The organism is Photobacterium sp. ABD4_091 (assembly GCF_056160145.1).
Genome location: NZ_JBSWWQ010000004.1, coordinates 372,906 through 399,088, shown reverse-complemented (window position 1 = coordinate 399,088; position 26,183 = coordinate 372,906). Strand labels below are relative to the sequence as shown.

Genomic DNA, 26,183 nt, shown 5'->3' with positions numbered 1-26,183 from the left:
GGGTTGATAGTAACCCGAAAATCAGTAACCCAAAAGTAGATAATCATAACGTATATGAGTTCTGTGTTAATGGCGTGTGACGAGATAATAAATAAAAAATTAATCATTGATGATGGAGTGTATTGCTTAAGCGACTGATCACAAAAAAATGCTGGGAAAATCGTATTCCCTTGCCTATTTCATCGATGAGTGGAAAATTTCCCACAGAAAGAAAAAAACGGGAAATAAACCCCATGAATAAACAAGAGTTCATTAATGCGGTCAATAAATTCGACTCCTATACGGCAGCAGAGAAACGAATTGCCGCGTATTTTATGGAGCATTATACCATGTTGCCGTTTGCTAAAATTGATGAGCTTTGTAAACAAATTGGGGTAGGAAAAGCAACGTTAGGACGATTTTTACAGCGCTTAGGGTTTAGTGGTTTTATTCAATTTAAAAAGGAAGTGTCAGATGATTTGGCACAAACTTTAACAACGCCAATAGAGCGCTATGAATATCATACTCACGAGCCATCACAAGATACTGTCGAGGGTTTGTTGGCAAACCATTACCAAGAAACGCTCGATAACGTGGACAAAACCTTTAATAGCCTGTCCGAACAAGATTTTGAGTCAGCGATGAAGTTGATGCGACAGGCCAAGGGTAAGCTCTATGTAATGGGAAGCGCCTCGTCTGAAGCTTTGGCAACTTACTTTTATTTATTGGCTAGGTACTTACGTAAAGATGTTGTGCTATTGAAAGCGGATATCTCTACCTTGCCTCATCAACTGGTTGATGTCACGGAAGATGATGTGCTGCTGGCTATTTCGTATCATCGTTACTCGTCAATCACCATTAAACTTGTACGTTGGTTCCATGAGTGCGGGGGCCATAGCATCCTGGTGACCGACCAACCGGTGAACCCATTTGTCTCTTATTGTGATGTTCAGTTTATTGTTGAAAGTGCTGGTAGCGGTTTTTTTAATAACCGGGCTGCGGGTTTTGCTTTGATAGAGGCGTTTATCAAAGGGCTTTCTATGCATCAAGAAAAAGATAATCGATTTAAACGAATAGAAGGGTTATTTGACGAGTTCAGTGTATTCAAAAATTAGTTCAACATATATAAATTATTAACTTATTAATATTGATTATCAGCCTGTATGGTTGTGCTCTATTTTATCGCACTTCGATGTTACCAAGTTTCGAAGTGTAGATAATTAAACTTTGCTTTTTGTTTTATTAATTTAAACATTATTTCTCAAACCAATTAAACACTTTTGCATCTCCATTGAAGGGGTTATAAATGATTACATACTTAGCTCTACCATCTATATTTGGTGTTGGATATTTCATTGTCAAAAAATATAACACACAGGCTGTGTTATTTTTGGCCGGTCTGATGATGATTGCCCTTGGGGTGATAAGCGGTAATACCGATTTCATGCCAAAGGGTGGGGCACATACCGGTTCCGTCGTTGTCGACTTCTTTGAAGTGATTAAAGTTATCTCATCCACCACGCTTGCCAAGCTAGGCTTGATTATCATGGCTGTGGGTGGCTTCTCTAAATACATGGGTCATATCGGTGCGGCCAATGCCATGGTGCAGATTGCCACTAAGCCTTTATCTTATGTGAAAAACCCATATCTAGTGCTGGCAATGGCCTACATTATTGGTCAGTTGATTAATATCTTCATCCCAAGTGCAACTGGCTTAGCACTACTCCTGTTGGTTGCTATGTACCCGGTATTGGTGGGCGTAGGCTGTAACCCTGCAGCTGCGGCAGCGGTTGTTGCGACAACAGGTTGTTTGGATCTCGGCCCTGCTTCATCCGCAGCGAACAAAGCAGCAGAAGTGTCTGGCATTGATGTAGCGACTTACTTTGCAAGCTACCAGTTGCCTGTATCTTTAGCAGCTATGGCGGTTATTGCGATCCTTCACTTCTTCTGTCAGAGATACTTCGATCGTAAAGACGAAGAGAATGGTGTCACCCACGAATTCAACTTGGATTCTAAAGAGCAGCGCGAAGCGCCGAAGTGGTTTGCAATTCTACCTGTTCTTCCATTGATGTTACTCCTGACATTCAGCAAGTTCGCAATCACATCAATTAAGATGGACGTAGTCACAGCGATGTTCATTGCCCTGTTCGTGTCTATGGTGTGTGACTTCATTTACACCCGTGATGGAAAGACTGTTGCGGCTTCTCTGAAGGTGTACCTGGAAGGTATGGGCAATGTTTTTGCTGGTGTGGTAACACTAATCATCGCCGCTCAAGTATTTGTAGTCGGCCTTAGCGCGATTGGCTTTATCGATTTGTTGCTAAACTCTGCAGCGAATATGGGGCTTGGCTATTCAGCCATGGTTGTGATGCTGGTGGGTATTATCATTACGATCACCATGCTATCAGGTTCGGGTAATGCGGCATTCTTTAGCTTCTCAAACCTTGCTCCAGATGTAGCTTCGCAAGTAGGTACGGCAGCGGCACACGTTGCACTACCAATGCAGCTATCTGCGGGTTTGATGCGTTCAGCATCACCGGTTGCCGGTGTTGTCATTGCCTGTGCAGCGGTTGCCAATGTCTCGCCAATTGAACTGGCAAAACGTACTGCGATTCCAATGCTTGGTGGTTTGCTGACTGTGATGATTTGCTCACAAATTATCGTGTAAGCGCGGTGAACAATTAAAACTACTAACAATCATACGGCAGAGCAGAACTCTGCCGTATTTTCGATTCAGATCGGAGCTGAAACATGAATATTGTCGATAGATTTATCAACTATACCCAAATTAATACAACAACCAGCCGTGAAAAAGGCGCCGCGGGCATCATGCCTTCTTCCCAAGGGCAGATGGAACTGGCTCTGCTACTAAAAGCAGAGCTTGAAACCTTAGGCATGGAAGAGGTCGTTCTTCGAGATACCGCGATTCTTACCGCGACATTGCCTTCCAATACCAATAAAGACTTACCCACTGTTTCTTTCTTTGCCCACCTAGATACCAGCGCCGAGCAAACCAATGACACCAAGGCTCAGATTGTTTCTTATCAAGGTGGCGATATCGTACTGAATGAAGCATTACAGATAGTGCTCAAGCAAGCAGAGTTTCCTGAAATCAGTCAATATCAGGGGCAGAAAATTATCGTTACCGACGGTACCAGCTTGCTGGGGGCAGATGATAAAGCGGCAATTGCAGCTATCATGAACGCAATTCAGGTGTTAACTGAAAACCCAGAGATTGAGCATGGTCCAGTCAAAGTGGCATTCCTGCCAGATGAAGAGCAAGGCTTGCGCGGTGCTAAGGCCTTTGATGTAGAAAGTTTCGGCGCTGATTTTGGTTATACCCTGGATTGCTGTGGCATCGGTGAGTTTGTTCATGAGAACTGGAATGCGGGTAATGCGGTGGTGACTTTTACTGGCCAATCCGCACACCCGATGTCGGCCAAGGGAAAGCTCAAGAACTCGTTGTTAATGGCCCATAAGTTCATTTCTATGTTGCCACCGGGCGAGGCACCGGAGTATACCGAGGGAAGGGAAGGTTATTACTGGGTCAAAGAGATGGCTGGTAACAGTGCCAAAACGGTACTCAAAATGGATATCCGTGATTTTACCAAGCAAGGCTATGCCCATCGTATGACTTTCTTGCAACAACTAGCCGATAGCTGCCAAACACTATGGGGTGAAGGCCATATCGACATCGAGCTGTCCGACCGCTATGAGAACGTGGCCAATAGCCTAGAAGGTGAGGCGGGGTTCCCTATCGATATCGCCAAGGAGGCTTATCAGCGAAATAATATCGAAATGAAGGCGGTTCCAATGCGAGGCGGTTACGATGGCGCGGTGCTGTCGCAAAAAGGCTTGCCATGTCCGAATATCTTTACCGGCGCTCACAACTTCCACTCTATCTACGAATACTTGCCAGTAAAATCGCTTCAGGCGGCAAGTGATGTTGTGGTAGATGTAATTCGAATTACGGCTGAAAAACTCACGAAGTAAATTGATTTATGAGTCTTGAGTGAAGAAATTAGGCCTTAATAGGGCCTTCATTAAGATAAATGAAAAGGGCCAGCGTTTTCACGCTGGCCCTTTCGTTTGTAGCTTCAGAGAAGATTACTTGCTAGTAGCAGCTACCGGCTCAGTACCTTCTGGGTGCCATGCACCGTCTAGGTCATCTAGCTCTGGGAACTTAGAACGGTCAAACTCTGGAGTCTTACCTGCTTTAAGCTGTGTTTCGTAGTCTTTGATAACCTTGATAGCCAGTTTAGATAGCATCACTAGAGCAACGATGTTGATTAGCGCCATCATACCCATAGAGGCATCAGCTAGGTTCCAAACCACAGGAAGTGAAGCAACAGAGCCGAACATTACCATCACAAGTACACACAGACGGAAGGCGAAAAGACCTTTCTTAGTGTTACCGTTCAGGAACATTACGTTAGTTTCTGCGTAGCTGTAGTTCGCGATGATTGACGAGAAACAGAACAGCAGAATCGCAGCCGCCATGAAGTAAGTTGTCCAGCTACCTAGCTCGCTTGTTAGCGCTTGCTGAAGCAGGCTGATACCTGTCGCTGCGTTTGGCTGATCCATCACACCACTTAGCATGATCATTGCTGCAGAGGCAGAACAGATAACGATGGTATCAACAAATACACCTAGCATCTGAACGAAACCCTGAGACGCTGGGTGGTTCGGGTTTGGTGTCGCACTTGCTGCAACGTTTGCTGCAGAACCCATACCTGCTTCGTTCGAGAATAGACCACGTGCGATACCGCTTTGCATCGCTTGAGCAATGGTGTAAGCCACACCACCTGCTGCCGCTTCTTGCCAGCCGAATGCACTCTTAACGATAAGAGCAAGAACGGCTGGAAGCTCAGTGATGTTCATGATCACGATGATCATTGCAATTGCCAGGTAGCCGATAGCCATTACTGGAACGATTTTCGCTGATGCTGCCGCAATCTTGCGAAGACCGCCCATGATGAAGAAGGCAGAGAAGGCAACAATCACAACACCCATGATGGTTTCGTCAAAGCCGAAAGAGTGGCTTAGTGCATCTGTGATGGTGTTTGCTTGTACTGCGTTGAATACCAAACCGAATGCAATGATTAGGAACACTGAGAATAGTGAGCCCATCCAGCGCATACCTAGGCCTTTTTCCATGTAGTAGGCTGGGCCACCACGGTATTGGCCGTCAACGTCTTTGGTCTTGTAGATCTGTGCCAGTGTTGACTCGATAAATGCAGTAGACATACCAAATAGGGCAATCAACCACATCCAGAAGATAGCACCTGGGCCACCTACGGTTAGAGCAACAGCAACACCCGCCATGTTACCTGTACCTACACGTGCTGCCATTGATGTACAGAACACTTGGTAAGAGCTGATACCGTTATCAACATCTTTACCGCTTTTTAGGACATCAACAGAATGGCGGAACTGGCGAATTTGGATAAAGCCGAGACGTAAAGTGAAGTAAATACCGACTGCTACCAGTAGGTAAACAAGGAGTTGGCCCCAAAGTACACCGTTAATTGCGCCGATGACGGCTTCTAGGCCATCGTTCAGCGAGGTCAACCAAGTTTCGTTTGTAACACTCATACTAATTTCCTGTATATGACACTCAACCATTACTGGTTGAGCAAACTGAAACGTCCATTTACATGACAGTTCATGAATATGATTCTGAATTTATATTTGTTATTTACTGGAAGAATCCAGCCATGTGTAACTTGTTGAAGTTACAATTGTGAAACATAGAATCAGGTGTTTCATCTGTAGACGGGGCGGTAAGTTAGCACGAAATTCGCCTACATCAGCGTGATATACATCACGTTTTTTCAATGAGATTTGCGCAACTCAAGCTTGCAGTATTTTATTCTGTAAAATTAGCTCATTAATTTCATATATTTATCTTTGTGTTGCTAGGTTTCTTACAGGTGCTTAATGAACGGTGTATAATTGGTGATATTTTTGGTTTTTACTCTGTGTTAACTAAATAATGTAGAATATTTAACCGTGGGTTGTTGTGTGAATTTCAACTATTCTTAACATTTGAGAATGGCTGTGAAAGGATTGGATGGCTGTGATGAATAATTTTTCATGAATTAGTTAAATAAAAACCGCTCATTAAAAGCGGTTTTAACCAGTGACAGATCTTTATATGGGTAACTTGGGTGTAGACGTTTAGTGTAGTAGGGACGTTGAACGATGCTGGTAAGTGGCTTGGTAAGCGTTGGTTTTTACTTCTCGCCGAGTAGAAAGGTTGGTGTCTTTTTCGATTTCATCAAGTTCTTGCCCTTCGAACTGATGGCCACAGATGCACACATATCCCCCAGTTTCTGAAACGAGATACTCTTCATCTTGGCCACATTTAGAGCAAATTGGCAGATCCTGCATACTATTACCAATACCTTTACTAATGAATACAAACTGTTCGTACTTTATGAAACATCAAACTATTGCTTAGTTTGATTGAAATATAGTAATTGCACTGTGGATTATTGAGTATCGACTTAGTGATTTTTTTGGAGGAAACACGGAAAATATTAATATAGCGGTAAAGCAAGTTTGCAATTACCATAAAGAATGTATAAAGAAGACCCGCCTATTGGCGGGTCTTAGTAGATATGATGGCTTTAAATAGGGGAAAGCTTAATGCCGCCCTAAATAAATTAGAAAGAAGTACGCTTGTAACGACGGTATTCTGCATTCCAGAAGTTGTCGTTGATCTTCTCTTTAATACGCTCATCAGTATTCTTAGGCGCTTTACGCTGTTCAACAGCTTTCTTAGCAACGGCAAACGCGATATGGCGAGAAACGTCCTGGATCTCTTCCAAAGGCGGTAGTAGGGCACCTTGGCCGTTGATAGCTAGTGGTGAACACTCTGCTAGCGCACGGCTACTTTCCATCAGCATTTCGTCAGTTACGCGACGAGCCCCCACGGCTAGAACACCAAGTCCAATACCAGGGAAGATGTAGCTGTTGTTACACTGGGCAATCGGGTATGTCTTACCGTTGTGAACGACAGGTTCGAATGGTGAACCCGTTGCCACTAGTGCGTTACCGTCAGTCCAGCGAATGATGTCTGCAGGCGTTGCTTCTACACGGCTAGTCGGGTTTGACAGTGGGAAGATGATTGGACGCTCGCAATGTGCATGCATTTCGCGGATCACTTCTTCACTAAATAGGCCAGGAACGCCAGATACACCGATCAGAACTGTAGGTTTGGCATTGCGCATTACATCCAGTAGGGAGATGTTGTTGTCTTCTGTATCCCACTCGTTGATGGTCGAGCGCTGCTGAACTAGCTTCTTCTGGAAATTGATCAGGTTTGGCATGTCATCAACCAACAGACCCCAGCGGTCAACCATGTATACCTGGCTACGTGCTTGTTGGTCAGAAATACCCTCTGAGACCATCTGCGCAATAATCGCTTCAGCGATACCACAACCAGCAGAGCCTGCACCCAGGAAGGTGACACGCTGCTCAGATAGCTTGCTGCCTGCAGCTTTACAAGCGGCTAGCAGTGAGCCCACAGTCACTGCTGCTGTACCTTGGATGTCATCGTTGAAGCAGCATACTTTGTCTTTATAACGCTCAAGTAGAGGCATAGCGTTTTTCTGAGCAAAGTCTTCGAACTGAATCAAGGCATCGGGCCAACGTTGCTTAACTGCTTGAATGAACTCATCAACGAAGTTGTCGTACTCTTGGCCAGAGATACGAGGATGACGCCAACCCATGTACATAGGATCAGATAGACGCTGTGGGTTGTTAGTACCAACATCAAGGACAACAGGTAGGGTGTAAGCCGGGCTGATACCGCCACACGCTGTGTAAAGAGAAAGCTTACCGATTGGAATACCCATACCACCGATACCTTGGTCGCCCAAACCAAGAATACGCTCACCGTCCGTCACAACAATCACTTTTACGTTGTGGCGAGATGCATTGTTTAGCATGTCTTCAATGCGGTCACGGTTCGGGTAAGAGATGAAAAGACCACGACCACGACGGTAAATGTTTGAGAAATCTTCACATGCTGCACCAACAGTTGGTGTGTAGATGATCGGCATCATCTCTGAGATGTGGTTCTCAACCAAACGGTAGAAAAGGGTTTCGTTAGTGTCTTGAATATTGCGTAGGTAAATATGCTTATCCATGTCGTTTTCGAATTTCAAAAACTGTTTGTAAGCACGTTCTGTTTGTTCTTCAATGGTTTCGATAGCTTCTGGAAGCAAACCTTCCAGGTTGAAGAACATACGCTCTTCGACAGAGAATGCACTACCTTTGTTTAGTAGGGGAGTTTCTAGTAACGCAGGGCCAGCGTAAGGGATATAGAGGGGGCGTTTATCGTTATTCATGCAATAGACTCTGTTTCATGGGTAGTAAGGGAATGGGCTATCGTAAGATTTTCCATTTAGGCGCTAATCGTAGATCTACCTTGCTGATTATTCAAAGGGAAAGCGCAGAAATTTCGAGGTCTAGATCAAGTTTTAGAGGGGTTTTTTACGGTCATTAACACGGTAAAAAATAATTTGTTACATAAGTGGTGCTTGTGTGTCTTAGTGGTTATTTTTGCTTTGCTTTTGTATGTCGCCTTGTTGCTCAAAATGGTGGCTTATCCCGCCGTTACATTTGCACATATTATAATGATGTCATTATGTTATTTGTGTTTACAGGTTGCGGCAAATGTCTTTCTGTTGTTGCTGGGTTGGGGTGTGTTTGTTTTATTATTGTTTCACTTGGTTGGTGGTGAAATAGGCAGCCTGAAAACATTCATGGCGTCATTATCGTCGTAGCCCAACTGCTTGATCCGGTCTAGAATAAAGTTGATAAATTCTTGAGTGACTAAAGATAAGTATTGGCGTGGCGGATGTACAATCCAGCCGAAATTATAATTTGGTGAATAGCTATGGATGACTTGTTCGAGTAGTTTTTTTTGTGCGAATAAATTCCCTACTCTTTGCGAAATCAATATCATGCCATGACCTTGGATAGCGCTTTCAATGAGCAGAGGAACACTATTAACTGTTAAGTTACTTGTGAGATGGAGCGTTTGACCCTCTTCCAGCGTCAGCTTATTAAATACTTCACCATTACTAAAACGAAACGTGATGAAATTATGTTCAGCGAGTTTATCCAAAGCGTCTGGAGTACCGTTGTTCGATAAGTACTGAGGTGAAGCATATAACCCGTATGGTTCTTCGCGAATTTTGTGAGCAATCAGATTTTCTTCTGTTGGAGTATTCACAACCCTGAATGCGATATCAATGTCATTCTTAATGAGGTCCAGTTCATCGCTGGAGCTGATGATTTCAACATTGATGGCAGGGTGCAATTGCATAAACTCCAGGACCAGCTTCCCAATATTCATCATGACTGGCGAGATCATGACTTTTAACCGACCATCTAGCTCTTTCTTTGGGCGTTGTAGCTTGCTAATTGTTTGATCCAGTTCATTCATGAGCTTGGTGGATGACTTATAAAAGTCATGTCCAGCAGCGGTAAGCGTAATATGGCGGCTGTGGCGGTGAAAGAGTTTGATCTGCAGATCACTCTCCAGTTGCTTAATGCGGCGGCTGATATTGGATTTAGGTAAATCCATCCACTTAGCCGTTTCTGTTAGCGAGTCAAACTCAGCTACTTTGTGAAACAGTTTAATGTCTTCAGTCTTCATTTCGTTTTTGGCTTATTTCGTTGTTCCCTGAGCTAGTGTATCAAACAACCACATAAGGATCGTTCTGAATATTGGAACGATCCGTTTTAATTTTGCTGGTTTATTGGCAGGTGACAACTCCATATACTCCCGCTCGATTTATGACACTTTTATGGCATTTTTATGATGGTTTATGGTGATTGAAAGCAATGAATGATGACTGTAAGCACAAGATTGTTGTCAGGGTAAAGAGGCGCTGGTGGCAGCGCTTGTTCTACAAGCAGGTATACCGCTGCAGCTACTGCAACGAGGAGTTCAGGCTCTGAGTTTGGATAGCAAAAGGATTAGAGAAATTGTGCAACGGAAAAGCGCCAAACATCTTCGCGGTGTGAAGGAAAGGTTTGTAGAGAACTATCAACTTTCCCAGCCTAAATCCTCAACAAGAAAACGCCCGCATTCATAGAATGACGGGCGCTTTAGTTTTATCCAAAAGGAAGGATGATTATTTCATCGTTTCAACTTTCTGCTGCAGGGCATCAAGTTGTTGCATCTTGCCTTGTAGACCCAATGATTGGTAATTGATTGAAGCAGGATTCATCAACTGGCCTTGCTGCATTGGGTAGTCTGGCAGCGTCTTGAAGAAATCACCGATTACGTCCTGAATCGGTACGAACAACCACATGTTGTCAGCCATCCAACGCATGTACATAGCCGATTCGTGTGGAGCTTTTTCGAACGGGTCAGCACGGAGGTGGATGATCTGCGGCCAGTTTTGCTCAAAGCGAATAGCGTCAGAAATGTTACCTTCCATCACGGCGAAGTTCAGTTTCCAGTCGTGCCAGCGTACTGCGTTCAGCTCACCGTTGGCTGAGAAATACAGCAGAGACTCTCGAGGTGCTTTGTCTTCTTTACCTTCAAAGAATGGCTTAAAGTTGTAGCCATCGATATGTACACGCCAGTCTTTACCATTAGCTGTGTAGCCTTCAGCCAGCTGTTCTTTCACATCTGGCACACCGGCAGCATCCATAAGCGTTGGTAGCCAATCTTGGTGCGCCATCATTTCATTGATACGAGAGCCAGGTTCAATCACACCCGGCCAGCGAACAAGCTGAGGAACACGCATACCACCTTCCCAGGTAGTGCCTTTCTCACCGTGGAATGGGGTTGCACCACCATCAGGCCAAGTTACGGTCTCAGCACCGTTATCCGTAGAGTAAATAACGATGGTGTTGTCAGCAATCTTTAGCTCGTCAAGCTTGTCTAGCAAGATACCTACGTGATCATCGTGTTCTAGCATGCCGTCAGCGTAAATACTGATACCCGATTTACCTTGGTACTTCTCTTGTAGGCGAGTCCAAACGTGCATGCGGGTGGTGTTATGCCAGATAAAGAAAGGCTTGTCGGCTTTTACTGCTTTTTCCATGAAGGCAAGTGATTCTTCAAGGAATTCCTCATCTGCGTGCTCCATACGCTTACGGGTCATCGGGCCGGTATCTTCAATTTTGCCGTCAGCGTAAGATTTGATCACGCCACGAGGACCATAGTTCTTACGGAACTCAGGATCTTTCGGGTAGTAGTAAGTTTCAGGCTCTTCTTCCGCGTTAAGGTGGTAGAGGTTACCGAAGAACTCATCAAAACCGTGAGCGGTTGGAAGGTGTTGATCCTGATCGCCCAAGTGGTTCTTACCAAACTGCGCGGTCATGTAGCCTTGCTCTTTTAGCAAGTCAGCAATAGTTGGTGCCCAATCAGGGATACCGTGTGTGGAGCCTGGCATACCAATGGTCAAAAGGCCGGTGCGGAAAGGTTCTTGACCCGTGATGAAGGATGCGCGACCAGCAGTACAAGACTGTTGACCGTAGTGATCAGTAAACAATGCACCTTCATTGGCGATACGGTCAATATTGGGGGTTTCGTAACCCATCATGCCTTGGTTATACGCGCTGATATTCCAGTAACCCACATCGTCACCGAAAATCGCCAGAATGTTTGGTTTGTCTGCTGCAACAGCAGCGCTTGACGTTGCGAGAACCCCAAGACCGACAGCCAGTTTACTTACTTGGTTTGCCATAATAACTCCGTTCAAATTAAGAGCGTTTTTTTAATCAGCACGAAAGGTGCTTATTTGTCGTTGGGCGCTAAGTTACTGGCAACTAAGGGGCTTTGTCGCTTTATAGCGGTTATAACCTTTGGTTAATTACGTTAGCTAATATGATGTTTTATAAACGCTTTTAATCAAATGAGAGTGAAGTAAAATCGACGTTAACCGTGATGAGTATCACACCTGTTTCCGCAGGCGAAGTTGGTCTTAAGGCACGGCTTCGGACTATTTTAATCGCAGAAAAATACTTAATTTTGAGTGGTGCAGGTCGCGGAACTACCCATTGTGAGCTATTAATTTTTGTTGCAGGACGCCATTTTAACTTAGTGACTGAGGTTTATATGACAGCGAGAAAAGGCTTCAAAAGCCGAATAATGATACTTGCAACACTGCTGGTCGGTGCTGCAAGCAGTAGTATCGCAGCAGAGAAACCCAATATTTTAGTTATCTGGGGTGATGACATCGGGCAAACCAATGTCAGTGCCTACACATTTGGGTTGGTTGGCTATCACACTCCGAACATAGACAGTATTGCCAAGGAAGGGATGATGTTTACCGATTACTACGGTGAACAATCCTGTACCGCTGGCCGTTCGACGTTTATTACCGGGCAAACTGTATTGAGAACAGGGCTGAGTAAAGTGGGACTTCCCGGTGCTGATCTCGGTTTGCAAGCGGAAGATGCCACTATTGCAGAGCTGCTAAAACCGCTGGGTTATATGACAGGTCAGTTTGGTAAGAACCACCTCGGTGATAAAGATGAACACCTGCCAACTAATCATGGTTTTGATGAATTTTTTGGTAACCTCTATCACCTCAATGCTGAGGAAGAACCGGAGAATGTTGATTACCCTAAAGACCCTGACTTCCGTAAGAAGTTTGGCCCTCGCGGTGTCATCAAATCATATGCTGACGGCAAGATTGAGGATACAGGTCCTCTGACTCGTAAGCGGATGGAAACCGTTGATGATGAGACACTTGAGGCTGCTTTGGACTTCATGGATCGCGCAGTGAAAGCCGAGAAGCCATTCTTTGTATGGTGGAATGCAACTCGTATGCATTTCCGTACTCATGTTAAAGAAGCGAACTCAGGCAAGACCGGGATCAGTTTTTATGCCGACGGTATGGTTGAGCACGATAACCATGTCGGTGAGTTACTTAAGAAAGTGGATGATCTTGGCATCAAGGATAACACCATTGTCTTTTATTCGACTGATAACGGCCCGCACATGAACTCGTGGCCAGATGCCGGTTTGACGCCATTCCGTGGTGAAAAGAATACTAACTGGGAAGGGGCATACCGAGTACCCGCCATGGTACGTTGGCCAGGTAAAATTGAGCCGGGCAGTGTATCCAATGAGATCATGCACCACATGGACTGGATGCCAACCTTCCTCGCAGCAGCCGGTGATGACAAGATCAAAGAGAAGCTACTTGAAGGTCACCAAGCAGGCGATAAGAATTTTAAAGTTCACCTCGACGGGTACAACTTCCTGCCATACCTAACCGGTGAAGTGGATAAAGGGCCTCGAGAAGAAGTGTTTTACTTTACCGATGACGGTGATCTGAGTTCACTTCGCTACAACAACTGGAAGATCGTATTCTTGGAGCAGCGTGCTAAAGGGACATTACGTATTTGGGCTGAACCTTTCACTCCACTGCGTGTACCTAAAATCTTCAACTTGAGGATGGATCCCTACGAGGTTGCTGATATTACCTCAAACACCTACTACGACTGGATGCTTGATCGTGCCTTCATGCTAGTACCAGCTCAAGCCTATGTGGCTAAGTTCCTTGAAACCTTCAAGGAGTTCCCACCAAGGCAGAAAGCGGCAAGCTTCTCACTTGATCAGGTGATGGAAAAGCTCCAGCAGCCTCAGAACAAGTAAACTTTTTAATATCAAGGGCTCTGCGGAGCCCTCTATTCACTTTCATACTCTATTTTTAGTTAGGGAGCATAATTCTTCAAGGATGGATATGGCACGGTTGTTTCAATTAAGCTTTTATAACTGGCTGCTCGTTTTCGGCATGTTTACTGTCTTATTACCTGGGGTCACAATTGCGAAGCCTCAAGAATTTATCGGCAGTGAAGCTTGTGCCGAATGCCATGCAGAGCAAGTAAAGGCCTGGCAAGGCTCACACCATGAAATGGCGATGAAACATGCAACGCCTGAATCTGTCATGGCGAACTTCTCAGACAAAAAACTCGAACATAACGGAAAAACAAATCGCTTTTTTAAAAAGGGCGATGAGTATTGGGTGAATATCGCGGGTGCCGATCAGCAATTCTCTGACTTCAAAATTAGCTATACCTTCGGTGTTTACCCGTTACAGCAGTATATGGTCGAATTTCCCGATGGTCGTATCCAGCTAATTCCTTTTGCCTGGGATTCCCGCCCGCCAGAAAAAGGCGGCCAACGTTGGTTTCACTTATACCCCGAGGCGACCCCGGTTGATGAGTTTTATTGGACCAATGCCGGGCAGAACTGGAACTTTATGTGCGCAGATTGCCACTCAACCAACCTAAAGAAAAACTACGACACCAAAACGAATAGTTATCAATCGACATGGTCTGAAATCAATGTCGGTTGCGAGGCTTGTCATGGCCCTGCGGGCGGCCACGTGGATTATGTCAAAGAAAACGAAAGCGATATGCCAACTTCACACGCTAGTGAGTTGATGGGGTTCGAACGTGATCTCACTGTATCGGTTAAACAATGGGTTGCAAAAGAGGGGCACAAAACCCTCCAGCCAGCCTCGATAGTACCCACGGACCAAGTACAAACCTGTGCCCAATGCCATAGTCGGCGAACCCAACTTAATGAGACATCCGATCATGTAACAGGCGCATTTTTAGATAAGTACCGGCTGAGTTTGATCACCCCAGAGCTTTATTATCATGACGGCCAGATTTATGACGAAGACTATGTGTATGGATCTTTTTTGCAATCCCGTATGGCTGAGAAAGGCGTCACCTGTACTAATTGTCATGATCCACACTCAGCAAAATTAAAAATTCCGGAAGAGGCTGTCTGTAGCCAGTGTCATGTATCGCCTGAATATACTACCCCCAAGCATACTCTTCACTCTGAAGGGACGGAAGCGGCCAAATGTACTACCTGCCATATGCCCGAGACGACGTATATGCAGGTTGATCCTCGGCGGGATCACAGCTGGCATATCCCCCGTCCGGATATCAGCAAGCATATAGACACCCCTAATGTGTGCACCGAATGCCATGACGATAAAACCAATCAATGGGCGGACAAAGCGCTGGCTAAGCATTTTCCAAATTCCAAGTATCGAAACCAGCAGCATTTCGGGGTGGCTTTCTATGCCGATAGCATTGGCCACCAAGCGGCACCTGATGCACTTTCTTATACCGCGCAAGATTCGAGCCTAAGCAATATTATCCGTGCCTCTGCGCTATCTCGTATGGCGGGTAATACCGGCCAGAACACCTTGGTGGCTTTAGCAAGGGCGGTTAAGCACGACAATGAGCTGATACGGTTAGGTGCCATAGAAGGCTCGGCGGGTTACGGTTGGCCGGAGCGTTGGCAGATTATATCTCCATTGTTATCGGATCCTGTTTTGTCGGTGCGGACTGAAACGGCTGCAGCGTTGGTCGTACATTGGCCGCAGATGAGCTTGTTGCAAAAAGACAGCCTGAACAAACCATTGCAAGAATACATCGAGATCCAACAATTCAATGCGGATAGAGGGTTTGGCAGAACCAACCTCGGTAACGTTTATCGCGCGATGGGGGATGTTGATGAAGCCATCTCTTGGTATCAAGGGGCAATAGAAATCGAGCCTTATTTCGCTAATAGCTATGTCAATCTGGCGGACTTATACCGTAGACAGAATAAAGAAAGTCTAGCTTTAGCAGTGCTGCAGCAAGGCATGAAAGCACAGCCAAAAGATAGCGCATTACCTTACAGTGCAGGGTTGGCCTATTTACGTGCTGGCGAGATGCAACAAGCCAAGTCTTTGCTGAAAAAAGCCGCTGAAATGGCAGAGGGGAATTCCCACTATTGGTATGTCTACGGGTTAGCATTGGAGAAAACCGATGTACTGGCAGCCAGCAAGGCAATAAATACTGCTTATGAATTGAGTGGTAACCCTCAGCATTTATACGCCCAGTGTGAAGTGTTAGCGAGAAATTACCAAATAGGTGAAGTTGCTACGGCGTTTGAAGGCTGTACCCAGCAGCTTGGCAAGATGGTGCCGCCTGAAGTGGTTAGTCAGCTGAAAGCTCAAATCAGGGGGTGATAGTAAATTGAAACGATGAAAAGGCTTGAGCTGTAATGGCCAGTATAACCATTAGTTATCGGGCTTATAGGTACGATACAGGTCTAAAAACTAACTGGATGAGGGGATCTATGAACCAAGCACAGCAAGCGATTAATCAGCTGATTGAACAAACAGAGAAAAGTGTTATCGGCCAGCGTCATGTGGTTGAAGCGCTGGTGATTGGCTTGCTGGCCAATGGTCATATTCTTTTAGAAGGCTTACCTGGTACGGCGAAAACCCGATCGGTAAAGTCTTTGGCTGCACTGCTTAAAACGGATTTTGGCCGTATTCAATTTACGCCTGATTTGCTGCCGTCTGATGTGACAGGTACTGAGATCTATCAAGATCTTGATGGTAAACCCCAGCTTCACTTTCAGCCTGGTCCCATTTTCAACAGTATTGTCCTTGCTGATGAGGTCAACCGAGCGCCGGCAAAAGTGCAAGCAGCACTTCTAGAGGCGATGGCGGAAGGAACCATCACAGTTGACGATACAACCCATCAATTACCCGAGTTGTTCATGGTGCTGGCAACACAGAACCCCGTTGAGCAAGAGGGGACATATCCGCTACCTGAAGCGCAGATGGATCGCTTTATGATGAAGGTAACAGTGGATTACCCCGAAGATGACGCAGAGCTTGATATTATCCGGTTAGTTCGAGGTGAAGAGGTGGGGGCGAGTGAGTCTCACACCGAAGATCAAGCCCAGCAGTATATTGAAACGGGTATTGTTCTTGAGGCGCGGCGTCAGCTGCCGAATATCGCGGTTTCAGATCTCGTCGAGCGCTATATTGTTGCTTTGGTCATGGCGACCCGTAAACCAGAGCGTTACCCAGATTCTAGCCTTGCTACATGGATTGAGGTCGGCTCAAGCCCACGTGCTTCTATTGCGCTGGATAAATGCGCGCGAGCCTATGCTTGGCTTCAAGGTCGTGACCATGTGCTGCCGGATGATGTCCGTGCCATGGCTCCTATGGTGCTTGGCCACCGCTTTACCCTAAGCTACGACGCCCTTGCTGATGGTGTTAGCCACTTGCGGATAGTTGAAGAACTGCTTGACCATGTAGAAATTGGATAGCGGGGGCATTATGGCAAAACCCAATATTGCCCCTCAGCCCGCCGGGCTAGATAGCCGTATTTATTGTGATTATTCACGTTTGGTGCGTCTGCAGTCCCAGATCAATACGTTTAGTCTATTGCCGCATTTGAAGGCCGGCAGCGTACTGTCGGGTCGGCATAATTCTTTGTTTCGCGGCCGCGGGCTTAACTTTGAAGAGCTGCGTCATTATCAACTGGGTGATGACATTCGTAACCTCGATTGGAAAGTAACCCTGAGAACGGGCAAGCCCCATGTGCGCAGCTATACCGAAGAAAAAGACCGAAATGTTGTTATTTGCGTTGACCAGCGTAGCCAGATGTTCTTTTCGTCGATTCAGGTAATGAAATCTGTCATTGCTGCTGAAATCGCAGCTATGTGTGGTTGGCGAGTGCTCAAAGACGGCGATCGGGTAGGCGTCGTTGTCGCTTCAGCAGAGAAGCTATACCACAGTAAATCACAACGCTCTCAACATGCTTTTATGGCGCAGTTAAAACTATTAGCCAAAGCTAACCAGCAACTTAATGTCGATTCCCGTAATAGTGACAAGGTAACCTTTTCACTCTGGCTTGAGCAGCTTAAACGAATGAACTTATCCCAGTCGACCTTAGTGTTTATTACCGACTGGCGTGATTGCGAGGAGCAACACCTTGACTTGCTCAAGCAGTTTCAAATGCATAACGATGTGCTGGCCGTGATGGTTAATGACCCTCTTGAGCAGACTTTGCCCGGAGATCTAGCCAAGTCGAGCTGGGTCGTCGGAGACGGGCAGTATCAGCTGACCCTCGACTCCAAAGAAAAAATCACCAATGCCAGTGCGAGTTTAGCGAAGCGTAGTTTGCTTACCCGACAGTCTCTTACTCGCTTAATGGCGTTGAAAAGCCTTCCTTTTATTGAACTGGATACTTCGGGCTCCCACATTAGCCAGTTCCAACGGCTTGTTGGGAGACAATAACAATGAGTATCGAACATACACCACCGAGCACCTACATACTGCGTGAGCTTCATGATATTACGGTACCTGACAGTGTTAGTTGGGTGCCGCAGACAATTGGCTGGAAAATTCTTGCTGTCGCTTTGATTATTCTGGCTGCCTTTCTTGCTTATCGCCGCCTGCTATTTTGGTGGCATAACCGTTACCGCAACGAGGCCATTGCGGCAATAAACAAGCTCAACACCAATGACCGAGACTTTGAAGATGGCTTGTACTCAATTTTGAAGATTGTGTTGGTGTACTTGGATCCCGCTTTTGGAAGGCTATTTGGCCAATCATTCTTGCAACAGCTTGATCAGTTAGGCGACGGGAAAGAGGATTTTGACGATGACCTCGGCCAGAAATGGACACAGTCTTTGGTTGACCCATCGACAGTATTGCATGCTGAAGAGCGAACTCGCTTGCAGCGTAAAGCTGTGTACTGGGTGAAGAGTCACCCATCTCAGCACAGACAACATGGGTACCATGAATCCAAAGGCGGCTTTATTGCCAAATTAGTGACTAGACGTAAAGAGCAGGGAGAAGGGCGTCATGTTTAACTTTTCTCTGTTTAATTTTTCTCTGATTAACTTTTCCCTGACTAACTTGGAGTTTATTCATCTTTGGTGGTTTCTGGCACTGCCGTTACCACTGTTGGTTGTCTATTTTGTTCCAGCTTATCGCACCAAGCAAAGTGCGATTAAAGTGCCATTTTTCAGCCAGTTAATTGAGGCGTTGGGCGAAAGTCCCTCTGCAGGGGCCAATCAGCTATCGCCATCTTGGTGGCAACGTTTGACCTTGGTGATTTCCTGGGTACTGATTATCACAGCCTTAGCCAAGCCAACGATTTTGGGCGCTCCGCAAGTAAGGGAGAGCTTTGGCCGTGATGTCATGGTGCTGGTAGATCTTTCAGGGTCAATGGCTGAAAAGGATTTTACTTCCGAAAAAGGCCAGAGAGTCTCCCGTCTTGATGCCGTGAAAGAGGTATTGGTAGATTTTGTCAAAACTCGAGAGGGCGATCGCTTGGGCTTGATTCTGTTTGGCGATGCGGCTTTCTTGCAAACACCGTTTACGGCCGATCAGGTTGTGTGGCTAGCGTTGCTTAACCAAACCGAAGTGGCTATGGCAGGTCAGAGTACCCATTTAGGTGATGCGATGGGGCTGGCAATTAAAGTGTTTGATCAAAGCCACCAGGAAAAAGGTGACGCAGATAGAGAGAAAGTCGCCATTGTGCTTACCGATGGTAATGATACCGATAGTTTTGTTGAACCGATTGAAGCGGCTAAGGTTGCCAAGGCTAAAGGGGTGCGGATCCATATGATTGCGATGGGGGATCCTCAAACGGTTGGCGAAACAGCGCTCGATATGGACACCATCAACCGTGTCGCCAAAGAATCTGGCGGGCAGGCTTTTGTTGCCCTCGACCGTCAAGCACTCTCTGCTGCTTATGAGGAGATTGGTAAACTTGAGCCACAACTCTATGAAAGATCTACTTATCGTCCCAAGCAAAGCATTCACCATTATCTGATTGCGGTCGTTGTTGTGATGTACTTGGTTGCCTTCTCGTTGGCAACATTCAATAGACGCAGAACCAGCCAGCAGCGCCTGAGCTCGGAGGAAAAAGGCTCGGAGGGTAACCATGCTTGATAGCTTGAACCTACAGCAGGTGATATCGCAATTTCATTTCATCAGACCAATGTGGTTGCTGGCCTTTATTCCGATGGGTTTTTTATTGTGGCTTCGCTGGCGTGAAGATAACCAGCCATCTTGGAAAGATGTGCTGCCCGAGCACCTGCGCAATGTGCTGACGATAGGAGAAAAAGGCTGGAGCAAGCAACTGCCGCTTAAATTACTAATGGCCATTATTGCAATTGCGATTGTGATCTGTGCCGGGCCAACATGGCAGCGCCAAGCTTCACCCTTCGGTGAGGATAAAGCCTCAATGCTGGTGTTGCTCGATAGTAGTGAGTCGATGCTTGAGAAAGATTTACCCCCTAGCCGGTTAGAGCGGGCAAAGCATAAAGTCCGTGACTTGTTAGCACTGCGCCAAGGTGGCAGCACAGGTTTGGTAGTGTACGCAGGCTCTGCCCATGTTGCGATGCCAATGACCCAAGATACCAAGGTGTTTGAGCCTATATTAGCAGCGATTTCCCCTGAAATTATGCCTGTTGAGGGAAAGTTTGCTGAACAGGCTTTGCCGCTTATTGACCAATTATTGCAAGGGAGACCTGGCTCCACAGTATTGATGGTGTCTGACGGTGTTAACCCCAATACTGCCGCGGCTTTCAAAGCCTATTTTGCCGACAAACCATATCAATTGATGATACTGGGCGCGGGTAACCGTGATGTTGTCAGCGATGCGCCTGCGGATTTTGATTCATTAAGGCAACTTGCCAGTGACACTGGTGGCCGATTCATTGCTGCTACTGTAGACAGTAGCGACATAGAGCAGATTAACCGCTCAGTTGAGAGAAATATGCAGCTGAATGGTGAGTCAGCAATGCCATGGCAGGATATGGGGTATCAACTGTTGTTGCCGGTTGCCCTGGTCATGCTGCTGTGGTTCCGCAAAGGCTGGCTGGTGCAATGGTGCGTGGTCATGACCTTGAGTGGAAGCCTATTGGTAGCACCTGTTGTCAAAGCTGAAACAATCGTTGCATCGAAAGCACCAACAACAGAGCTTGCCGCGGAGGTCACTGCCTGGGATAAAACAGCGCAATGGTGGTGGGATTTGTGGTTAACGCCGGATCAGCAAGGTCAGAGACTATTCAATAAAGGGGACTACCCAGAGGCCGCGAAGCATTTTGTCAATCCGCTATGGAAAGGGACGGCTTATTACTATGCCAGTGAATATAAACAGGCGCATCGCGCATTTCTGCAAATGGACAGTGACTTCGGTTTGTATAACGCGGCGAGTGCATTGGCGAGGCAGCGTGAGTATCTGGCGGCTAGAGACTTGCTGCAGTCTTTGGCTGATAAAAAGTCGCTAGAGCCAAACTTACGACCAGATGTTGAGCACAACCTCAAGGTGATCGGCGGCATTGTAGAGGAAATCAACCGAACCAGTGAAAGCCAAGCGGGAACAACGGATGGGCCAGAAGAATCTTTTGAGTTAAGTGATGACAAACCACGAACGGCTGACGGGGCAGATGAAAAAACCGCCGCAGAGCTCATGATCAAAGACACGTTGAATGCCAGCGAAATCTTAGGCAGTGATGAACTGGCAGACAAATGGCTGAGGCGGGTAGAAGCCGACCCTAAGTATTTCTTGCGGGCTAAATTTCAGATCCAACTCAATGATTCAAGTAACAGCGATTCGACCGGTGAGGTGAAACAATGAGAACAGGGTTTATGACCTCATTGCCAGTATGGCTAGCTCTAATTTTTTCTTTATTGAGCATGCCCAGTTACGCTGTCACTATTCAGACACTCCAGCAGAGCAACGATGTAGAAATCAAAGCATGGTTGAGCGATGGGAATGACAAATTACCTAACTTTAGTGTTAATGAGCAGGTCATTTTGTATGTCGAAGTAGCCACGCCTCGTTGGTTTACCGGGGGTACCCGTATTGAGTCGGTTGAGATCCCCAATGTCATTGCTAAACAACGTAATCAACTCGCTACCAACTATACCGAGCGAAAAGGTGGCCAGACGTGGTCTCGACAACGGTGGGAAATCACCTTGTACCCGGTTAAATCGGGCTCTTATACCGTGCCTCCGCTTGCGGTAAGTGTGCAGGTTTCAGCACCAGATGGCAGCAATGTTGCGGGACGTTTATATACCCAACCATTGGCCTTTAACGTTAGCTTGCCTTCCGGTTTGCTCAGTGAGGATACGCCATGGTTTACAGCGACAAATGTCGATGTAAACCAAGAGTGGACACAATCAAGTGACGATTTGAAAGTTGGCGATGCCATCACACGTAAAGTGACTGTTAAGGCTCAGAATAGCCTTTCGGTATTGTTGCCGAACCTGTTAAAAAGTGAGTCATCGACCTATTTTCAGGCATACCCTCAACCTCATAGATTGGATGACTCGCAGACACGGGGCGACTACCAATCAAGCCGGGTTGAAGAAACCGTCTATGTGATACAGCAAGGTGGAGATTTCAAATTACCAGAGCACCAGTTCCAATGGTGGAATGCCAAAACCAATAAGCTTGAAACAGTCACCCTTGAAGGAAAAGAATTTCATGCTCGCCATACTCCGGCTTCTTTTGTGAAGGCTAACCTACGCACTTTAGTCACTATGCTTGCTGTACTGACTATAGCGCTGGGTATGTTCTTTGCCGGCAAGCGGTATTATCAATCTCACCCGACACCACCGTGGCTGCTGTTTTGGCTAGAGGTGAGGAAAGGTGAGTGGTCAAAGGCCAGGGCACAGTTGTACAGACATTTGCGTGTATCAACTGATCAATTAGAGATGAGCAAAGCTGGAAACGATAAAGCTTGGGTGACCACCAGTCATCTAGTTCAATCGGGTGAAGGAAAAGCGCATATTTTTCATAAGATGTGGCGAATGATCAGTAACCAGCACAAATCATCTACTCGATTCAAGTTACCCAAAGCGTTACCTAAGTTAGACAAGGGTCACAAGCAGCATTAGTTTCCATTAAATTATTGAAACTTAATGACTATGATTAGAAGCATAACAATGATGATAAATGACAGAGCAGATGAAAAGCACTGATTTAAACCTTATTCCTATTTTTGTAGCTGTGTATGAGGAGCAAAGCCTTTCCAAAGCGGCTGTTCGGATGGATGTGAGCCAGCCAGCAGTGAGTAAAGGGCTAAAGCGTTTGCGTGACATTTATGATGATCCTTTATTTCACCGCAACGCCAACGGGGTGGAGCCGACCGCTTTTGCCAGCGATATATATCCAGCCTTGGCAGCCTCGTATAAGAACTTTAGCTCGACGCTTTCTGCTTCGAGGGAGTTTGATCCGAAAACATCTAGGCGGATCTTTTCGATCGCCTGCGTTTCGGTTGCTAGCTACAGCATTGTGCCTGGTTTGATTGAGCAGGTGCGTTTGGAAGCACCGAATATTGCATTCGAAATCCATCCCTTGTTCACTGAGGACATGGAGTCTGATCTACGATTACAACGCTATGATTTGGTGATTGATTTGCCGCCACGTGGTCGCAGCTTGCTGAAATCACAAGTGCTTTATTCTGAAGAACTCAGTGTCGTGTGTTGTAAGCATCATCCCCGGTTGATTGATTCAGTAAATATTGAACAGTTTCTGGCAGAAGATCATGTGGTAGTGGCTCGCTGGCATGCCCGTCGAAGCTTATTGAACGCAGAAGATATTCCGGAGCTTGATCAGCGCAATATTATCGTTAGGGCACCAGGTGCAGTGGAAATGCTGCCGATCATTGCCGATTCAGACATGATTGGAATCTTACCGAAATCGACTATTGAAGCTTTTTCTGATCTTTATGATATCAAGGCGCTACCTTTGCCATTTGGCGAAGATGTTTATGACCTTTGCGCAATTTGGCACCCTAGCCGAACATCTGAAACCAGTCACCGTTGGCTGAGACAGTTATTGTTCAAAGTAGTTAAAGACAATTAGCGCAAAGTCCTTTCGCTAGTCCAATGCGCGCTTTAGCCCAGAAATGTAGCTAGGAAATTGTGAAATGGTATTGTGGCCTGCACCTGAGATAACAACGGCCTCTTCGAGCTGCTCGCCAAATTCGGCGATCAGCTGATTGGTTCTCGCCCGGGATATTACGCGATCTTCTTCAGCAATGAAGATATAGGTTTTAGCGGTAATATCCTTCACTCTATCCGCCGAGCGGTATCTGTCTTTGATCATCAAGGATACGGGAAACATCCAGTAAATCTCTTTGGCAACATTTTCAATGCTATCAAAGGGGGTCACCAAAATAAGCTTATCGACTTGCCGGTTAGTCGCCACGTAGGTAGCAATTCCCGAACCAAGGCTTCGACCCATCAGGGATACTGATTCATGTTGGTTTTGTACCGACTCAAATATCGCTGCAGCGTCGCTATATAAAGTGGTCTCAGTGGGTGAGCCTGAATTGTTACCGTAGCCACGGTAAGGGATCAGGTAAACGGTATAGTCAGGTACTAGCATCTTGAAGAAGGGGATATTGGCTTCAATATTTTCAGCGTTACCACCGTAATAGATTAATGCCCTTGGCTGCCTTTCATTGAGCACCCAACCATAGAGTTCAATACCATCAACAATGAAACTGGTATTCATCTTGCCGTAAGCATCACTTGCAGGCTGGGGGTAGTAAAGAAACTGGCGTTGTAAGGAACAAAAAGTAAGGAAGAACAGGGCGTAGCCTACCACTATGATAATCATGATACTTTTCATTCATGCGTCCTGCCTTGCCTGCGTTTATACCAATAATAGACGAACGCATAAATAACGATATTGATCACCAAAGCGGTAAAACCCAGTACAACTTGGACATCGAAGGTTAGCCCTGAAGGATAAATCACGGGAATGAGGTAGTGCTCGACAAATCCACCAGGGTAACCATCTCCACCTGCTTTTTGGCGTAATTGGTTTTCCAATGGCGTCAAAGGACAAATCCAGCCTTTGAAACTGATCACTGACACCCAGATTCCTGCCGGAATATGGACGAATATCATGGCTCTACGCCATATTACCAGCAAGCCCCCGAGCAGTGCGAAGATGATAAATAATAGGTGAAATATGACGACCAGATCTGCCAGGATGCGATACATCATAAGCTGTCATGCCATCTGTGTTATTCGATATAACTTATGCGATACAAGCTATGTGGTATAAGGTATGCAATATACAGTATCGCTGGCATCACTTGTCCACGTCGCCTTCAACACCTTCATGTGAAAGATCACCTGAGAGCTCAGCTTGTATCTCCGACAACGTTTCTTCTTCTGAAGCAATGATTTTTCCACTTGTTGCGTCAACTTCGACTTCGTATGCTTTGTCGCCTAGTCTAACGAATACATCCCACTGGGTGTCTGGCTCGTCAAAACGGATACCCAATACTTCCACACCCAAATCCGCCAGTGCAGCTTTTATGGCGTCTTGCTCACTAATTAGTTTGGCATCTGTCGCGGCGTAGATTGAAATACTGAATACGCCAACCATCACGAAAACAGCAACACCCATAATTTGTTTGTTCATATTGAATACCACAGTTTTAGTTAACTGTGAAAATCTTAGCTCATCAAACTCGGTAAACGCCAAGAACTCAAACCTTTCAGAGCTCAATTGACGTTCTAGTTTCCAATTAGCTGAGTTTATTGATAATGAATCTGTCATTTCCTGTACAAATACTGAACAATGCACGCTTGGTTGAGGTTAGAGTAAAAACTCAGATCTAGTGCAAAGATCTTCTTTGTCAGGTTAGTAAGATGGGATTGTTGTTCCATGTTACAGCAGAGAAAGGAGTGAATAATGAGAAGTTTTACTTTGATTAGCATTATTTCGATAGCTGTGGCGACACCAGTGTTGGCAACGGATTTTTTTGTTGGCGCTGGTGTTGGTTGGCAGCAAGACGAGATTAAACGTACCGTAGAAAAAGACAGTGAGAGTGTTCATTTTCAGCTTCGAGCCGGGGCAGTAATTGAAGAAAACCACCGTATCACTGCCGCCTATTCTTACAAGGACGATGATGTCACTGCAGAAGGTGAAAAGTATAAGCATTATATGCACCAGATGACGTTATCGTATGACTACATGATGCCGTTCGCTTTTGATGGCCGTTTGGCCGGATTTGTCGGCCCTACGATGGGGTTCTACAACAATGAATTTGACAACAGAAAGCGGACTCATTTTACCTGGGGTGGACAAGTAGGGTTGCAATATCGCTTGCCGCAAAACTGGAGTGTCGATATATCTTACCGCTATCTGGATACAGATATTAATAGCAGTAACTATGAGATAGATAGTACCCAACAAGTAACACTGGCATTGGATCGCCGTTTCTAGCCTGTCGTCATTTTTTGTTTGCTGCGCCTAATATTGATTACTGCGCCTGAGCCGCCTAAAGTGGCCCAGGCGTTTATTGTATCAAAGGCGTAATGACGTGCACTTTTCTTGGGCATGCTTAGCATAGGTAAATAACT

At 45.9% G+C, this 26,183-nt stretch carries 21 protein-coding genes; 13 read left to right on the top strand and 8 right to left on the bottom strand.

Translation table 11 applies throughout. The annotated features are described in order from the left end of the window. Positions 1-233: 233 nt before the first annotated feature. The 3 genes from ACXAGQ_RS26215 to pepT all read left to right on the top strand — a co-directional run bounded on the left by ACXAGQ_RS26215 (position 234) and on the right by pepT (position 3,972). Positions 234-1,094: a MurR/RpiR family transcriptional regulator gene (locus ACXAGQ_RS26215; protein WP_475257911.1), complete on the top strand. Its 861-nt coding sequence runs from the start codon at positions 234-236 to the stop codon at positions 1,092-1,094. 191 nt (positions 1,095-1,285) lie between these two features. Further along, positions 1,286-2,647, top strand: coding sequence for a C4-dicarboxylate transporter DcuC (gene dcuC / locus ACXAGQ_RS26210; RefSeq protein WP_475257909.1), 1,362 nt, complete (start codon positions 1,286-1,288; stop codon positions 2,645-2,647). Between the two features lie 83 nt (positions 2,648-2,730). Beyond that, on the top strand, positions 2,731-3,972 hold the full coding sequence (gene pepT, locus ACXAGQ_RS26205) for a peptidase T (RefSeq protein ID WP_475257907.1): 1,242 nt from the start codon (positions 2,731-2,733) through the stop codon (positions 3,970-3,972). Between the two features lie 114 nt (positions 3,973-4,086). Here the strand turns inward: pepT and ACXAGQ_RS26200 are convergent, their stop codons facing one another. The 5 genes from ACXAGQ_RS26200 to ACXAGQ_RS26180 form a co-directional block, all read right to left on the bottom strand. Next, entirely contained in the window at positions 4,087-5,574 is a 1,488-nt protein-coding gene (locus ACXAGQ_RS26200; RefSeq protein WP_475240601.1) for an alanine/glycine:cation symporter family protein, read from the bottom strand. Positions 5,575-6,159: 585 nt separating this feature from the next. Beyond that, positions 6,160-6,372, bottom strand: coding sequence for a hypothetical protein (locus ACXAGQ_RS26195; RefSeq protein ID WP_475240604.1), 213 nt, complete (start codon positions 6,370-6,372; stop codon positions 6,160-6,162). A 275-nt stretch (positions 6,373-6,647) separates the two neighbouring features. Beyond that, a complete protein-coding gene (locus tag ACXAGQ_RS26190; RefSeq protein WP_475240607.1) occupies positions 6,648-8,336 on the bottom strand; it encodes an NAD-dependent malic enzyme in 1,689 nt (562 codons plus the stop codon). A 377-nt stretch (positions 8,337-8,713) separates the two neighbouring features. After that, complete coding sequence (locus ACXAGQ_RS26185; protein WP_475257906.1) at positions 8,714-9,652, bottom strand: LysR family transcriptional regulator; 939 nt, start codon at positions 9,650-9,652, stop codon at positions 8,714-8,716. Positions 9,653-10,133: 481 nt separating this feature from the next. Further along, the gene (locus ACXAGQ_RS26180; protein ID WP_475240612.1) at positions 10,134-11,699 is read right to left on the bottom strand and encodes an arylsulfatase; all 1,566 of its coding nucleotides are present in this window, start codon (positions 11,697-11,699) and stop codon (positions 10,134-10,136) included. 371 nt (positions 11,700-12,070) lie between these two features. Here ACXAGQ_RS26180 and ACXAGQ_RS26175 point away from each other — a divergent pair, with 371 nt between their 5' ends. From ACXAGQ_RS26175 to ACXAGQ_RS26135, 9 genes are all read left to right on the top strand, one after another. Then, entirely contained in the window at positions 12,071-13,618 is a 1,548-nt protein-coding gene (locus tag ACXAGQ_RS26175; protein ID WP_475257904.1) for an arylsulfatase, read from the top strand. 139 nt (positions 13,619-13,757) lie between these two features. After that, the gene (locus tag ACXAGQ_RS26170) at positions 13,758-16,001 is read left to right on the top strand and encodes a multiheme c-type cytochrome (protein WP_475258084.1); all 2,244 of its coding nucleotides are present in this window, start codon (positions 13,758-13,760) and stop codon (positions 15,999-16,001) included. 110 nt (positions 16,002-16,111) lie between these two features. Further along, on the top strand, positions 16,112-17,098 hold the full coding sequence (locus tag ACXAGQ_RS26165; RefSeq protein ID WP_475257903.1) for an AAA family ATPase: 987 nt from the start codon (positions 16,112-16,114) through the stop codon (positions 17,096-17,098). A 10-nt stretch (positions 17,099-17,108) separates the two neighbouring features. Continuing rightward, entirely contained in the window at positions 17,109-18,071 is a 963-nt protein-coding gene (locus ACXAGQ_RS26160) for a DUF58 domain-containing protein (protein ID WP_475257901.1), read from the top strand. Between the two features lie 2 nt (positions 18,072-18,073). Further along, a complete protein-coding gene (locus tag ACXAGQ_RS26155) occupies positions 18,074-18,649 on the top strand; it encodes a DUF4381 domain-containing protein (RefSeq protein WP_475257899.1) in 576 nt (191 codons plus the stop codon). After that, complete coding sequence (locus tag ACXAGQ_RS26150) at positions 18,642-19,736, top strand: vWA domain-containing protein (protein ID WP_475257897.1); 1,095 nt, start codon at positions 18,642-18,644, stop codon at positions 19,734-19,736. Before ACXAGQ_RS26155 ends, ACXAGQ_RS26150 begins: the two co-directional genes overlap by 8 nt. Continuing rightward, positions 19,729-21,429, top strand: coding sequence for a VWA domain-containing protein (locus ACXAGQ_RS26145; RefSeq protein WP_475257896.1), 1,701 nt, complete (start codon positions 19,729-19,731; stop codon positions 21,427-21,429). The genes ACXAGQ_RS26150 and ACXAGQ_RS26145 overlap by 8 nt, the downstream gene beginning before the upstream one ends. A gap of 11 nt (positions 21,430-21,440) precedes the next feature. Beyond that, on the top strand, positions 21,441-22,694 hold the full coding sequence (locus ACXAGQ_RS26140) for a BatD family protein (RefSeq protein WP_475258083.1): 1,254 nt from the start codon (positions 21,441-21,443) through the stop codon (positions 22,692-22,694). 70 nt (positions 22,695-22,764) lie between these two features. Then, entirely contained in the window at positions 22,765-23,664 is a 900-nt protein-coding gene (locus tag ACXAGQ_RS26135; RefSeq protein ID WP_475258081.1) for a LysR family transcriptional regulator, read from the top strand. A gap of 15 nt (positions 23,665-23,679) precedes the next feature. Here the strand turns inward: ACXAGQ_RS26135 and ACXAGQ_RS26130 are convergent, their stop codons facing one another. From ACXAGQ_RS26130 to ACXAGQ_RS26120, 3 genes are all read right to left on the bottom strand, one after another. Beyond that, a complete protein-coding gene (locus tag ACXAGQ_RS26130; RefSeq protein WP_475257895.1) occupies positions 23,680-24,435 on the bottom strand; it encodes an alpha/beta hydrolase in 756 nt (251 codons plus the stop codon). Further along, complete coding sequence (locus ACXAGQ_RS26125) at positions 24,432-24,815, bottom strand: DUF2784 domain-containing protein (protein WP_475257893.1); 384 nt, start codon at positions 24,813-24,815, stop codon at positions 24,432-24,434. Before ACXAGQ_RS26125 ends, ACXAGQ_RS26130 begins: the two co-directional genes overlap by 4 nt. An 88-nt stretch (positions 24,816-24,903) precedes the next feature. Further along, positions 24,904-25,224, bottom strand: a complete 321-nt coding sequence (locus ACXAGQ_RS26120; protein WP_475258079.1) for a PepSY domain-containing protein — start codon at positions 25,222-25,224, stop codon at positions 24,904-24,906. 288 nt (positions 25,225-25,512) lie between these two features. On the opposite strand from ACXAGQ_RS26120, the gene ACXAGQ_RS26115 reads away from it, so the two are divergent. Then, positions 25,513-26,046, top strand: a complete 534-nt coding sequence (locus tag ACXAGQ_RS26115) for a porin family protein (RefSeq protein WP_475257891.1) — start codon at positions 25,513-25,515, stop codon at positions 26,044-26,046. Positions 26,047-26,183 lie beyond the last annotated feature (137 nt).

Coding starts and splice junctions, on each gene's coding strand:
- ACXAGQ_RS26215 (WP_475257911.1), top strand. CDS start 234: ATGAATAAACAAGAGTTCATTAATGCGGTCAATAAATTCGACTCCTAT.
- dcuC (WP_475257909.1), top strand. CDS start 1,286: ATGATTACATACTTAGCTCTACCATCTATATTTGGTGTTGGATATTTC.
- pepT (WP_475257907.1), top strand. CDS start 2,731: ATGAATATTGTCGATAGATTTATCAACTATACCCAAATTAATACAACA.
- ACXAGQ_RS26200 (WP_475240601.1), bottom strand. CDS start 5,574: ATGAGTGTTACAAACGAAACTTGGTTGACCTCGCTGAACGATGGCCTA.
- ACXAGQ_RS26195 (WP_475240604.1), bottom strand. CDS start 6,372: ATGCAGGATCTGCCAATTTGCTCTAAATGTGGCCAAGATGAAGAGTAT.
- ACXAGQ_RS26190 (WP_475240607.1), bottom strand. CDS start 8,336: ATGAATAACGATAAACGCCCCCTCTATATCCCTTACGCTGGCCCTGCG.
- ACXAGQ_RS26185 (WP_475257906.1), bottom strand. CDS start 9,652: ATGAAGACTGAAGACATTAAACTGTTTCACAAAGTAGCTGAGTTTGAC.
- ACXAGQ_RS26180 (WP_475240612.1), bottom strand. CDS start 11,699: ATGGCAAACCAAGTAAGTAAACTGGCTGTCGGTCTTGGGGTTCTCGCA.
- ACXAGQ_RS26175 (WP_475257904.1), top strand. CDS start 12,071: ATGACAGCGAGAAAAGGCTTCAAAAGCCGAATAATGATACTTGCAACA.
- ACXAGQ_RS26170 (WP_475258084.1), top strand. CDS start 13,758: ATGTTTACTGTCTTATTACCTGGGGTCACAATTGCGAAGCCTCAAGAA.
- ACXAGQ_RS26165 (WP_475257903.1), top strand. CDS start 16,112: ATGAACCAAGCACAGCAAGCGATTAATCAGCTGATTGAACAAACAGAG.
- ACXAGQ_RS26160 (WP_475257901.1), top strand. CDS start 17,109: ATGGCAAAACCCAATATTGCCCCTCAGCCCGCCGGGCTAGATAGCCGT.
- ACXAGQ_RS26155 (WP_475257899.1), top strand. CDS start 18,074: ATGAGTATCGAACATACACCACCGAGCACCTACATACTGCGTGAGCTT.
- ACXAGQ_RS26150 (WP_475257897.1), top strand. CDS start 18,642: ATGTTTAACTTTTCTCTGTTTAATTTTTCTCTGATTAACTTTTCCCTG.
- ACXAGQ_RS26145 (WP_475257896.1), top strand. CDS start 19,729: ATGCTTGATAGCTTGAACCTACAGCAGGTGATATCGCAATTTCATTTC.
- ACXAGQ_RS26140 (WP_475258083.1), top strand. CDS start 21,441: ATGACCTCATTGCCAGTATGGCTAGCTCTAATTTTTTCTTTATTGAGC.
- ACXAGQ_RS26135 (WP_475258081.1), top strand. CDS start 22,765: ATGAAAAGCACTGATTTAAACCTTATTCCTATTTTTGTAGCTGTGTAT.
- ACXAGQ_RS26130 (WP_475257895.1), bottom strand. CDS start 24,435: ATGAAAAGTATCATGATTATCATAGTGGTAGGCTACGCCCTGTTCTTC.
- ACXAGQ_RS26125 (WP_475257893.1), bottom strand. CDS start 24,815: ATGATGTATCGCATCCTGGCAGATCTGGTCGTCATATTTCACCTATTA.
- ACXAGQ_RS26120 (WP_475258079.1), bottom strand. CDS start 25,224: ATGGGTGTTGCTGTTTTCGTGATGGTTGGCGTATTCAGTATTTCAATC.
- ACXAGQ_RS26115 (WP_475257891.1), top strand. CDS start 25,513: ATGAGAAGTTTTACTTTGATTAGCATTATTTCGATAGCTGTGGCGACA.